The sequence below is a fragment of the Chromobacterium sp. LK11 genome, from assembly GCF_001043705.1.
Taxonomy (GTDB): Bacteria; Pseudomonadota; Gammaproteobacteria; order Burkholderiales; family Chromobacteriaceae; genus Chromobacterium; species Chromobacterium alkanivorans.
Map to the genome: position 1 here is coordinate 39,585 of NZ_LDUR01000006.1, position 12,155 is coordinate 51,739.

Consider the following 12,155-nt stretch of genomic DNA (forward strand, 5'->3'; position numbering starts at 1 on the left):
TATCAAAGAAAAACTGCAGTACCTTTTACTTATAACACTCATATCCCCATATTCCTGAGGACATCCCATGAAGATGCAAGGAAACACCTTCGCCCAGAAAGGCGGGCAATGGCTGTTGCTCACCGCCCTGGCCGCCAGCCTGATGGCCTGCGGTCAAAAAAACGACCAGCACGCCGGCGCCATGCCGCCGGTGCCGGTAGGCGTGATTGAGATCGCTCCCACCGATGTGCCGGTCTCCTTCGAATTCGTCGGCCAGGCCGCCGGTTCGCGCGAAGTGGAAGTACGCGCCCGTGTGGGCGGCATTCTGCTCAAACGCGCCTATACCGAAGGCAAGCCGGTGAAACAGGGCGACCTGCTGTTCCAGATCGATCCGGAGCCGTTGAAGGCGACGCTGGACCAGGCGCAGGGCAATCTGCAGGTGCAGCAGGCTCAGTTGGTGCGCACCAAGCAAGACTACGACCGCATCACCCCGCTGTTCAAAGAGAACGCGGTCAGCCAGAAAGACCGCGACGACGCGGTCAGCGCTTATGAAGCCGCCAAGGCCTCGGTCGCCGCCGCCCAGGCTCAGGTGCAGCAGGCCAAGATCAATCTGGGCTACGCCCGCGTCACCGCGCCGATCTCCGGCATGACCAGCCAGGAAACCCGCTCCGAAGGCAGCCTGGTGTCCACCACCGCAGACGGCAGCCTGCTGACCAAGGTGTCCCAGCTGGACCCGGTCTACGTCAACTTCAGCATGTCCGACAGCGATATGATGAGTCTGCGCAAGATGCAGGACTCCGGCCAACTGAAGCTGGCCGCCAACGGCCACTTCAATGTGCAGCTGAAGCTGACCGACGGCTCCACCTACGGCAAGAGCGGCCGGCTGAACTTCACCGACAGCCTGGTCGACGCCAGCACCGGCACCATCCGCTCGCGGGCCACCTTCGCCAACCCGGACGGCAGCATCCTGCCCGGCCAGTTCGTGCGCGTGATCCTGCAAGGCGCTCAGCGCAGCAACGCCATCGCCGTACCGCAGCGCGCGGTGCTGACCTCGCAGCAGGGCAAGATGGTATGGGTCGTCGGCGCCGACAACAAGGTGCAGCCGCGTCCCATCACCGTGTCTCAGGACGTGGGCCTGAACGTGCTGGTGGAAAGCGGCCTGAAAGCCGGCGACAAAGTGGTGGTGGACAACATCATCAAGCTGCGCCCGGGCGCCGACGTGAAACCGCATCCGTTCAAGGCCGACGCCAGCGCGCCCGCCGCCGCGCCCAAACAATAAGGCAAAGGGGTAACCATTCATGTTTTCCGCCTTTTTCATCAGGCGGCCCATCTTCGCCAGCGTGATCTCCATCGTGATCACACTGGCGGGCCTGGCCGCCCTCAAGGCATTGCCCATTGAGCAGTACCCGGAAATCGTGCCGCCGATGATCTCGGTGAGCGCGAGCTACCCGGGCGCCTCCGCCGAGGTGATCGCCAACACCGTCGCCTCGCCGCTGGAACAGGCGATCAACGGCGTGGACGACATGCTCTACGTGCAGTCCACCAGTTCCTCCAGCGGCAAGCTGTCGCTGAGCGTGACCTTCAAGATCGGCACCGACGCCGACCAGGCCACCATCAACGTCAACAACCGCGTGCAGTCGGTGCTGTCGCAGCTGCCGGAAGAAGTGCGCCGGCAGGGCGTCAACGTGACCAAGAAGTCCTCGGCCTTCCTGCAGGTGATTTCGCTGTTCTCGCCGGACAAGACCTACGACACCCTGTTCATCAGCAACTACGCGCTGCTGAACGTGGTGGACGAGCTGAAGCGGGTGCCGGGCGTGGGCGACGTGATCAACTTCGCCGGCCAGGACTACTCGATGCGCGTCTGGCTGAAACCCGACCGCCTGGCCCAGCTCAAGCTGACGCCCAGCGACGTGGCCGCCGCCATCCGCGAGCAGAACGCGCAGTTCGCCGCCGGCAAGGTGGGCGCGGAGCCGGTCAAGGGCAAGCAGGACTTCACCTACACCGTGACCACCCAGGGCCGCCTGTCCGAACCGGAAGAGTTCGAGAACATCATCGTGCGCTCCAATCCGGACGGTTCCGCCGTGCGGCTGAAGGACGTGGCGCGCGTGGAGCTGGGCGCCCTGTCCTATGACTTCACCGGCACGCACAACGGCCGGCCCACCATCCCGATCGGCATCTTCCTGGCGCCGGGCGCCAACCAGCTGGCCACCGCGCAAGCCGTGGAGCAGACGATGCAGAAGCTGGCGGTGGGCTTCCCCAAAGGCCTGAACTACGCCATCCCCTACGACACCACCAAGTTCGTGGAAGTGTCGATCAAGGAGGTGTACTCCACGCTGGGCGAAGCCATGGTGCTGGTATTCCTGGTGGTGTTCCTGTTCCTGCAGAACTGGCGCGCAACCCTGATTCCCTGCCTGGCGGTGCCCGTCTCCATCATCGGCACCTTCGCCGGCATGTACGCCTTCGGCTTCACCATCAACACCCTGACGCTGTTCGGCCTGGTGCTGGCCATCGGCATCGTGGTGGACGACGCCATCGTGGTGCTGGAAAACGTCGAACGTCTGATGACGCAGGAAAAGCTGTCGCCGCTGCAAGCCAGCTTCAAGGCGATGGACGAAGTGTCCGGCGCTCTGGTGGCCATCGTGCTGGTGCTGTGCTCGGTGTTCATCCCGGTGGCCTTCCTCGGCGGCATCGCCGGCCAGATGTACAAGCAGTTCGCCATCACCATCGCGGTGTCGGTGTCGATTTCCGGCCTGGTGGCCCTGACCCTGACTCCGGCGCTGTGCGCGCTGCTGTTGAAGGAAGGCCATCAGCATCCGGCCCGCTTCTTCGTCTGGTTCAACAACTGGTTCGACCGTCTGACCCAGGGCTATTCCCGCGGCGTGGTGTTCCTGATCAAGCGCAGCGCGGTGGGCATCCTGCTGTTCGCCGGTCTGATCGCCATCTGCGTCGGCCTGTTCCGCATCATCCCGTCCAGCCTGGCGCCGGACGAGGACCAGGGCTACATCATCGCCGCCGCCTTCCTGCCGGACGGCGCGTCGATGCAGCGCACCTCGGCCACCATGACCAAGCTGGACGCGATGACCAGCAAGAACCCGGCGGTTCAGGACGTGATGAGCTTCGCCGGCTTCGACATCCTGACCGGCGGCAACAAGACCAACGCCGGCGTGTCCTTCATCACCCTGAAGCCGTGGGATGAGCGCAAGGCGCCCAATCTGTCGTCGCAGGCGGTGGTGGGCGACACCTTCGCCAAGGGCATGATGGGCATCACTGACGGCATCGTGCTGGCCTTCAACCCGCCGCCGATCTCCGGCATGTCCAACACCGGCGGTTTCGAGGCCTATGTGCAAAGCCGCGGCGGCGCCAGCTCGGTGGAGCTGGGCGAAGTCACCAAGAAACTGGTGGCCGCAGCCGCCAAACGCCCGGAACTGAAGGGGGTGCAAACCACCTTCTCCGCCAGCGTGCCGCAGATCTACGTCAAGCTGGACCGGGCCAAGGCCAAGTCCCTGGGCGTGCCGGTGAACACCGTGTTCGACACCATGCAGAGCACCTTCGGCGCACTGTACGTCAACGACTTCAACAAGTTCGGCCGCACCTTCCGCGTGCAGCTGCAATCGGAAGCGGATTTCCGCACCCGGGTTGAAGACCTGCGCAACATCTACGTGCGTTCGCAGGACGGCAATATGATCCCGCTGACGGCACTGGTCACCATCAAGCAAACCACCGGTCCGGAAAGCCTGGAGCGCTTCAACATCTTCCCGGCGGCCAAGCTGGTGGGCGGTCCCGCCCCCGGCTTCAGCTCCGGCGAGGCGTTGAACGTGCTGGAAGCCGTGGCCAAGGAAACCTTGCCTGATGGCTACACCCTGGCGTGGACCGGCTCCGCCTTCCAGGAGAAATCCACCAGCGGCTCGTCCGCCGTGGTGTTCGGCTTCGGCATGATCATGGTGTTCCTGATCCTTGCGGCGCAGTACGAACGCTGGAGCCTGCCGATCAGCGTGCTGATGGCGGTGCCCTTCGCCATGTTCGGCGCGCTGATGGCCAACTGGATGCGCGGCCTCGCCAACGACGTCTACTTCCAGGTGGCGCTGGTGACGCTGATCGGCCTGTCGGCCAAGAACGCGATCCTGATCGTGGAGTTCGCCGTCCAGCAGATGGAAGAAGAAGGACTGAGCGTGGTCGAAGCGGCCATCGCCGCCGCCAAGCTGCGCTTCCGCCCCATCGTGATGACTTCGCTGGCCTTCGTGCTGGGTTGCATGCCGCTGGCCATCTCCAGCGGCGCCGGCTCCGCCAGCCGCCACTCGATCGGCACCGGCGTAGTAGGCGGCATGTTGGCCGCCACCTTCATCGCCACCTTCTTCATCCCGATGTTCTTCATGCTCATCATGAAGTTCAGCAAACCGAAACAGCCTCAGCCCGCGGCCGAGGCAGGAGACAAGGCCGATGCTTAAACGCGCCCTGATTCCCTCATTGGTGGCGCTGGCGCTGACCGCTTGCGCGGTCGGCCCCGACTACAGCCGCCCCAAACTGGAGCTGCCCGCCAGCGCCCAGGCTCAAAGCCCGGCCATCGCCATGGACTGGTGGAAGCAATTCCACGATCCGGTGCTGGACCAGCTGATCGCCGAAGCGCTGCAGCACAACCAGGACCTGGCCGTCGCCGCCGCCCGCGTCGACGAAGCCGCCGCCCAGGCCGGTATCGCCCGCGCCCAGTTGCTGCCGGCGCTGAACGCCAACGCCGGCTACCAGCGCGGCCGCACCTCGACCGCGACGACGACGCCTGGCGCGCCGCTGGTCAGCGACGTGCGCAACGCCAACCTCACCGCGTCCTGGGAACTGGACCTGTGGGGCAAGCTGCGCCGCGGCAACGAGGCGGCGCGCGCCGACTTCGCCGCCAGCCGCTTCGCCCGCGACAGCTCCACGCTGGCGATCGCCGCGCAGACCGCGCAAACCTATTTCCAGTTGCGCGCCTACGACGCCCAGCTGGACATCGCCAAGCGCACGCTGCAAAGCCGCGAGGAGTCGCTGAAGCTGCAGACCAAGCGCTTCAAAGGCGGGCTGATCTCCGAGCTGGACCAGCAGCAGGCCGAGGCCGAAGCGGCCTCCGCCCGCGCCAAGGTGCCGCAGATCGCCAGCGCGCTGGAACAGACCGAAAGCGCGCTGGGCGTGCTGCTCGGCCACTCGCCCAAGCAGCTGGTGGCCGGCGGCATCCAGCGCGGCCAAAGCCTGGACGCGCTGTCCGCGCCGCCGGAAGTGCCGGCCGGCCTGTCCTCCAGCCTGCTGGAGCGGCGCCCGGACATCGCCGCCAGCGAGCAGCAGCTGATCGCGGCCAACGCCCGCATCGGCGTGGCGCGCGCGGCCTACTTCCCCAGCATCAGCCTGAGCGGGGCGCTGGGTTCGCAAAGCTTGTCGCTGGACACGCTGTTCACCGGCCCGACGCGGACCTGGAGCTTCGTCGGCAACCTGGCGGCGCCGGTGTTCAACTTCGGCCAGACCGGCTACGCGGTGGACGCGGCCAGCGCACGGCAGAAGCAGGCGCTGGCGCAGTACCAGAAGACGGTGCAGAGCGCGTTCAAGGACGCGCTGGACGCCTTGTCCGGCTACGGCGCGGCGCGGGAGATCCAGGCGGCGCAAACCACGCAGTTCCAGGCCTTGAACAAATCGCTGCGGCTGGCCAATCTGCGTTACGACAACGGCTACGCCAGCTATCTGGACGTACTGGACGCGCAGCGCAACAGCTTCCAGGCGGAACTGGGCCTGGTCAGCGCCAAGCTGGACCAGCTGAATGCGGTGGTGGGCCTGTACAAGGCGCTGGGCGGCGGCTGGGAAGCGCCGGCCAAATCCTGATCCGCGGCAGCAAACGACAAACCCCGCCGGATGGCGGGGTTTTTTTATGGCCTTAGGCCGGACAATGCGGCCATGCTACGTGATCGATGTCGGCCACGGATTCGGGCATGTCCCGCAGTTGCTTGCGATAGGCCTGCCAAGCCACGCGCTGCTCGGCATTGTACGGCGCGTCCGGCAGCTGGGTCTTGTCGGAGGCCGCCAGCAAGCGGTCGCGCTCAACGCGCAGTTGCGCCAGCTTGGCCTCGCGAATCAAGCGGCCTGCGGTAGCCGCGTCGACGCCCAGTTCGGCCAGTTGGTCGGCGGGCACATTGATCATGCCGTTAGGCAGTTTGGCAATCATCAGCATCGGAGTCTCCTGGAGTTAAGCGGTCGGCGCGTCGACGAAAGCGTTCAGGGTTTGCGGCGGCGCGACGCGGCTAGCCAGTGCAATAGGGCTGGCTACCCAGCGGGTATTGACATGTTCATAACGCGCCAACTCCCTCTCCTCCCCTTTCCCATCATGAAAGCCAAAGTCCAGCGGCAGATTGGAAATCACACGATAGTTCAAACCGCCGCCACGCAGATAGGCTCCGCTCAACACCATATTGCAGGCGGCCAGAGTTCCCTCCGGGATGCTGTTGTACGCCGGCTTGTTCACATCAATCCGATATTGCTTGCAATACATCGCATGGGCGACATGCGACACTGTCGGATTATAGGTTTCGTTGAAGCGCTTGATTTCGAGGAACTTGGCATCCCCGCCCCAAGCCACGTCGCTGCCTTCCATCTCCAGCAACAATCCAGCCTGGTGCACGCTGCTCGCGTTCAATGGCCGCTCGCTCTCCCCGCCGTTCCACGCATAATTACGGACGATGGACACTTGATGCGTCCCACTTTCCCCCGCAGCGCGCAAACGCCACCACACCGGATAAAAGAAATCCTTGCTGCCGCCAATGGTGAAATCGATGACGATGCGGCGTTTCGGCGTATTTTCCTTACGCCAATCCTCCATTTGCTGAACCTTGACATCTACGCGCCGGTCAATATCGGCGATCTTGCCGTTGACCGTACCAGTCAGCGCGTTCGACGCCTGCACCAATTCCGCGATATTGCTTTCCAAGCTCATCATGCTCTCCAATGGTTCATCACAGAGTTTGGCCGGGACCTGAGGCCCGACCATGCTTTTCGTTCACAGCAATAAGTAAGTGAACGACCTCGAGACTGACAAGGAGGCATTCTGGCACTGGCAAAATGCGCTGTATCTTAAAACATTTTAAAAAAGCAAAGGAAGCCACCTCCCCAAGTGGCTTCTTACTCACCGCGTCAAATCAGGGTTGAATTTTCTCCAACTCGTCAAAGTCTGGGTTAGCACCACTTCTCCAGGCCAGAACCGCATCGATAAACTTACCCATGGCTTCAACCTCCTCTTTTTTCCCTCTACGCACGATATTCAATTGCTGCTGAATGGTATAGGCGCTGAGAATTTTTCCTTCAGCCGCCGCCCGTAGATAACTATCAGAGTCGACTTCTGGCACCTCAGTGCCTTCGGCGTAATCAAACCAGGCGCTATCCAGACCCAGGTCAGGCATTTCTTCATCAAATTCATTAACATTTTCAATATGGCCCATGATATTTCTCCTTAACTAAAAACGATGGTCGCGTTGGCATTACCTGCCGCGCCGCTACTCGCCGGGGAGTACTTGACTTTGTTTTCTATTGATTTGGCTGAGCTGCCGGTCGCATCAATGAATCCCCCCTTGATCGCCTCGTAAGCAACGACTGAGCAATAGCTGGCAGAGCAACTCTCAACATGAGCAAGACCGGCCATATCAGCGTAGATACCCTTCTCGACATTTTTAATAGAAAGATTGCCACCAAACACAGCGCCTTGGTACCGCGCACCAATACCCACCTTGCAATCCTTGATATTTGAAGTCACTCCGGAGTTAGGGTGAATCTGCACTTTTGAACCAGAGCTGCTATAGATGCCATAGTTGGCACAATCACTGACCTGTGCTCCATAGGCAAATACAATGCTATTGTTTCGGGCAAGGCAACCTGTATCACTGCATTGACTAATACTGGCTCGATTTGCCGTCACACAAGACTGATAGTCTACTTTAATCCCAATGGATATTACTTTGGCACCATCAGGCCTGATACTTAAAAATTGCTTTCCCTTTCCTATCAAAGTTACACCATCAATAATCGTTCGAGAAAAGTCATGCACCAGCACGCCATTACCGCTAAAGCCAGTCACCTTTAAGCCAGGACAAGAATAAAGGCTGCCATAAATCAACTCAACGCCATTGTGAGACCCTTCTATTCGTATAGAATCAGTATCGGAGTGCACATAAGCGCCTCTTTGCAAAGCAATACCACGCCAAGTGAAGTTTTTATCGGCATCGCTCTCTCCAATAATTTTAAACCCACTAAAATTGACCCCCCGCACTCCGTTAAAAATCACCCCATGAGAAAGCTTGGCGCTATCCGGCACGAACTTAAGCACGCATGCTTCCGGATTCTTGATATTGCCTTCAATTCTTATCCGATGCGCATAGGGCTGTCCTGAAAAATGAATTGAAGAACTGGCGTGCACTCCATCACTCACTTTTATTTTCACATCATGCCGCAACACCTTGCCATTCAAGGATGCCCACGCCTCAGAAATAGTCTTAAATGGCTTGCCTGGTCCTACTTCCAGAATCTGGCTGGTTGTGGTTCCCCAATTAGCCATCGTGCTGTCCATTTTTGCAACTTGGACATCCACTCTCTTATCAATAGCGGCGATCTTGCCATTGACAACTCCGGTCAGCGCATTCGCTGACTTGACCAGATCTGCAACATTGCTTTCCAAGCTCATCTCTTTCTCCTTAAAGTCAAACCACAACACACAGCCATTTCGGCTGACATCCAAACCACCTTTGCCAATACGACTCAGCAACAGACCTTCAATTACTTAATATTTAAATTAACAAATTCAACAATGCCGAACTCATACCGGGGATACGCGTGTTCATGAGATAAGGCGGGGAAGCCCTACAGCAAACGCTGGATGCGGTCTCTGTTGCCCCATGCAATGCCCCAGCGACATCAACACATCTCGCCTCAGCGGCTAAAAACGGTTTCCTTCCCAGCGCTTGACCGCCCGCTTTCCCCTCGTGATCTGCCAGCTCAAGCACCTAGACGCTGTTTCACAAACCAATGCTGAAGGCTGACAATCGCCGCTGCATTGGCGGTAGCCACTTCCAAACCGGCGCGCTTGTCAGCGGCATGCTCCTGCTCCAACACCCGGTTTTGGCTTTGCAGCGCAGCGACTTGCGGTTCCAGCGCCTGCTGCTTGTCCTCCTGTGCGCGGATGCGATCATCGCGCTCCAGACCGCGGGTGGCCTCGCTGATCTGGGCGGCGGCCACAGCCGCCAACTCGCTGGCCAGGCTCAGATTGAGATCGGCGCCGCTGGACTGGATGGTGACGCTGTCCGGCGGCAGCGCGTTCAAGGCCAGGTCATAGGCCAGCAGCAGCTGCACGTCGGCGGCCTTGTAGGCCAGCGCCGCCTTGGGATCGGACCAGACCGCCAACAAGGTGCCGTCCGCCAGCATGAAACCGATCTCGCGCACCCAGAACGCCTTGGCGTCGTCGGCGATGGCGGTCAGGTGGATCTGGGTATTGCCCAAGCGTTTGCCGCCGGCGATCGGATAGCGCGCCTGCTCGCTGCGCAGCGCGGTCTGGCTCTGTGTCGGCGCGTAAGCGCCGTCGCCCAGAGCGATGTGGCTGATCTGCGCGGACACGCCGTCATTACTGGCGCGCCAGATTGCGGCCAGACCGGCCGCGGTGATGAGAGGTGTCAAAGGGGTGCTCACAACAATGCCTCCATGCTGAGGTGGACCACGCCATAGATCTGCGCGGCGGAAGAAAGGGTCAGCGGCTGCTGCGGCGCCAGCCGCATCGGCGCGGCTTCGGCGCGGCGGCGGATCAGCGCGCGCGCCTGGGCGGCGGAAGCCAGGCCCAGGCGGCCGTTGAAGCGCGCGCCCAGCTTGAAGCGGTAGGTGCTTCGCGCCGGCTTGGCCAGCTCCACCATGCGTCGCAGCCGGCGGTAAAGCTCTGGATTCAACAAGGCCTGGCCGGGCAACAGATTGTCGTTGGCCCAGGCTGTCAGTTCGAAGGTGTAGGGCGCGGCCGGCGGCCGGCGCTGCCACCACTCCTCCAATTCCACCGTCACGCCGAGAATGCGGAACACTTCGCGCAGCGCCCAGGGCGTGCCCTTGTGGCGGTGCAACTCGATGCTCTGCTTGATCAGATCGCGGCGCTGCCGCTCGGTCTGGGTCAAGCGCCAGCCCTCGTCGCCGTCGATGTGGAACTGTTCGGCCAGCAAGGGCAGCAAATCCGGCTTCACCTCATCCACTAGGTAGACCAGCAGACCGCCGGGATCGATGTCGCCGAGGCGCTCGCTGAGCCGGGCCAGCGGGCCGAAGCGCTCGTCGCGCGCCAACAGATTGGGAGTCACGTCAGCCATCCTGACCTCCGGTCATTTCCAGTTGGATGCCGGTGCAGTGCGACCAGCCCTGCGGCGGCACCACCCGGGTGGCGGCCGGCTCCAATAAAGTCACCTGGTAAACGCCGGGCACCGACAAGGTGGCGATCAGCTGCGACGGCACGATGTCGCGGCCCAACCGTTCCGCCTGCGCCTGCACGAAAGCGCCGACGGCGGCCTGCGCCTGTTGCTGCACCGTTTTGGGATCGATGTCGCGATACGGCGTCAACCGCGCGCGCACCTGGTAGCCGTAATCCTCCGGGGCCAGTACTTCCACCAGATCGGTTAGCGGCCGCACCCGGTCGGCGCTGCAGGCGGCGGCCACCACATTGAGCAGGCTGCCCGACGGCATGCCGGTCTTGGTCAGCGGGTAGAGCCGCACCACGCCGGGCGGCACCTGGTTCGCGCTTTGCAGCTCGCCGCTCTGCTGCTGCAGGCTGGCGCTGATCACCGCCACATCGGCAATGTCCTGATGCGCGCGCAGCGCGTGGTGGCGGTAGGAGGCGGCGCTGCCGGCCACGCTGAACGATTCCGGCGCCAGCCGGATGCGCGCGCGCAAGCGCTCGTCGTCCTCGGCGTCGGCGCCGCCGGCGCTGGTATCGATATTGACCACGCTGGCGTCCACCTCCAGCTCATCCACCAGAGCGTTGATCTGGCCCGGCACGAAGCCGTTGCCGGCGGCGCCGGCCTCCACCGCGCTGACCGGCACGTCGACGCTGGCGCTGCCTGCCGGCGCGATCTGACTGGCCAGCGACTGGAACTGCACGCCGCCGCCGGCCACCAGGGTCTGCGCCGGAATCACCTGCGCCAATGCCAGTGGCTGGGCGAAGACGATGCGCACCGTGCAGCGCGCATGCTGGGCCGGCAGCCGGCTGACGCCGACCAGCTCGCCCAGGTAATCCAGCATCGGCGCGCGGGCGAAAGCCACCAGGTTCTGGCGGCCGGCGTCGTTGAAAGCGGCGCGGGCCACGCTTTCGCGATAGGCGATCAAGTCGATCAACAAGCGCTCCACCTGGCCGGGATAGAGTGTCTTGCCGCTCATTTTCTGATAGGCGTCGATCAACTCGGCGGTGACGGTATGCGGATCGTCGTCGATGAACTTGGGCAAATCTGGGGTCATGGGAGAACGTCCTTGAGTGGAGCGCCGCGACCGGCGGCCAGCTACGGCCGGCGCGGCGGCCTAAAGAAGCGGCGGATGAGGACATGATCTATCATCACGCCGCCGGCTGGCTTTTAAAGCCGTTTGGAAAAGAACTTGAACAGGTTGCCGGCGCGCCCGGCTTCGGTTTCCGACGCGGCGGCGAAGTCGCCGGCGGCCAGTTGCTGTAGCCGGGACACCGCTTCGTCGGCCGCCGCGCGCGCCGCCGCCTCGTCCGCGGCCTGACGCACCGCCTCCTTGCCCTTCAAGCGCGCGTCGCGGATCGCGTACAGCGCCTGCTCGCAGGCGGCCGCCTTGGCCAGGATGCTGTCCGCCGCCTGCCGGCCGTCCCAGCCCTTGGCCTCGGCCCAGGAACGCACCGCCGGCGGCGCCTCGCCCTTGTAGCCGGCGTCCTTGAACGCCTGCGCCTCGGCGGCGGCGCGCTGGTATTCGGCCAGACGCGGCTCACTACCGAAAATTGCGCTGCGGGTGGTCTCGGTGGCGGCATCAATATCTCGTAGCCACTGTTCTTGTAACTCCGACAGCAAGAACTGCGGCTCCGGTTGATTACCTTGTTGCAACCAGAGCTCATACTCATCCCACCAGCGATGTCCTTTAGGGATATAAGCTCCATCAACAGATCTAATCACCCCATCTGCTTGGTTAGTTAAACGATACATGGCATTCAC

The 12,155-nt window shown here is 62.3% G+C and carries 11 protein-coding genes; 3 read left to right on the forward strand and 8 right to left on the reverse strand.

The genetic code is table 11. The features are described 5' to 3' along the window. Nucleotides 1-67: 67 nt before the first annotated feature. From VK98_RS03450 to VK98_RS03460, 3 genes are read left to right on the forward strand one after another with little or no spacing between them, the layout of a single operon-like run. Nucleotides 68-1,258 (forward strand): efflux RND transporter periplasmic adaptor subunit, encoded by a 1,191-nt coding sequence (locus VK98_RS03450; RefSeq protein ID WP_231589197.1) that lies wholly within the window; start codon nt 68-70, stop codon nt 1,256-1,258. Nucleotides 1,259-1,277: 19 nt separating this feature from the next. After that, nucleotides 1,278-4,424 (forward strand): efflux RND transporter permease subunit, encoded by a 3,147-nt coding sequence (locus tag VK98_RS03455; RefSeq protein WP_048412704.1) that lies wholly within the window; start codon nt 1,278-1,280, stop codon nt 4,422-4,424. Beyond that, nucleotides 4,417-5,817: an efflux transporter outer membrane subunit gene (locus VK98_RS03460; protein ID WP_048412705.1), complete on the forward strand. Its 1,401-nt coding sequence runs from the start codon at nt 4,417-4,419 to the stop codon at nt 5,815-5,817. Before VK98_RS03455 ends, VK98_RS03460 begins: the two co-directional genes overlap by 8 nt. A gap of 52 nt (nt 5,818-5,869) precedes the next feature. On the opposite strand, the gene VK98_RS22640 is transcribed toward VK98_RS03460, so the two are convergent. The 8 genes from VK98_RS22640 to VK98_RS03495 all read right to left on the reverse strand — a co-directional run bounded on the left by VK98_RS22640 (nt 5,870) and on the right by VK98_RS03495 (nt 12,155). Then, on the reverse strand, nt 5,870-6,163 hold the full coding sequence (locus tag VK98_RS22640) for a tail fiber assembly protein (protein ID WP_053077194.1): 294 nt from the start codon (nt 6,161-6,163) through the stop codon (nt 5,870-5,872). Between the two features lie 15 nt (nt 6,164-6,178). Continuing rightward, complete coding sequence (locus tag VK98_RS03470) at nt 6,179-6,922, reverse strand: hypothetical protein (RefSeq protein ID WP_048412706.1); 744 nt, start codon at nt 6,920-6,922, stop codon at nt 6,179-6,181. 202 nt (nt 6,923-7,124) lie between these two features. Continuing rightward, nucleotides 7,125-7,424 (reverse strand): hypothetical protein, encoded by a 300-nt coding sequence (locus tag VK98_RS03475; protein ID WP_048412707.1) that lies wholly within the window; start codon nt 7,422-7,424, stop codon nt 7,125-7,127. Between the two features lie 11 nt (nt 7,425-7,435). Next, nucleotides 7,436-8,659 (reverse strand): right-handed parallel beta-helix repeat-containing protein, encoded by a 1,224-nt coding sequence (locus tag VK98_RS23590; RefSeq protein WP_156187745.1) that lies wholly within the window; start codon nt 8,657-8,659, stop codon nt 7,436-7,438. 311 nt (nt 8,660-8,970) lie between these two features. Next, entirely contained in the window at nt 8,971-9,657 is a 687-nt protein-coding gene (locus tag VK98_RS03480; protein ID WP_048412708.1) for a phage tail protein, read from the reverse strand. After that, entirely contained in the window at nt 9,654-10,310 is a 657-nt protein-coding gene (locus VK98_RS03485; protein ID WP_053077195.1) for a phage tail protein I, read from the reverse strand. Before VK98_RS03485 ends, VK98_RS03480 begins: the two co-directional genes overlap by 4 nt. Beyond that, nucleotides 10,303-11,448: a baseplate J/gp47 family protein gene (locus VK98_RS03490; RefSeq protein WP_048412709.1), complete on the reverse strand. Its 1,146-nt coding sequence runs from the start codon at nt 11,446-11,448 to the stop codon at nt 10,303-10,305. The genes VK98_RS03485 and VK98_RS03490 overlap by 8 nt, the downstream gene beginning before the upstream one ends. Nucleotides 11,449-11,561: 113 nt before the next feature. Then, nucleotides 11,562-12,155, reverse strand: coding sequence for a hypothetical protein (locus VK98_RS03495; protein ID WP_156187746.1), 594 nt, complete (start codon nt 12,153-12,155; stop codon nt 11,562-11,564).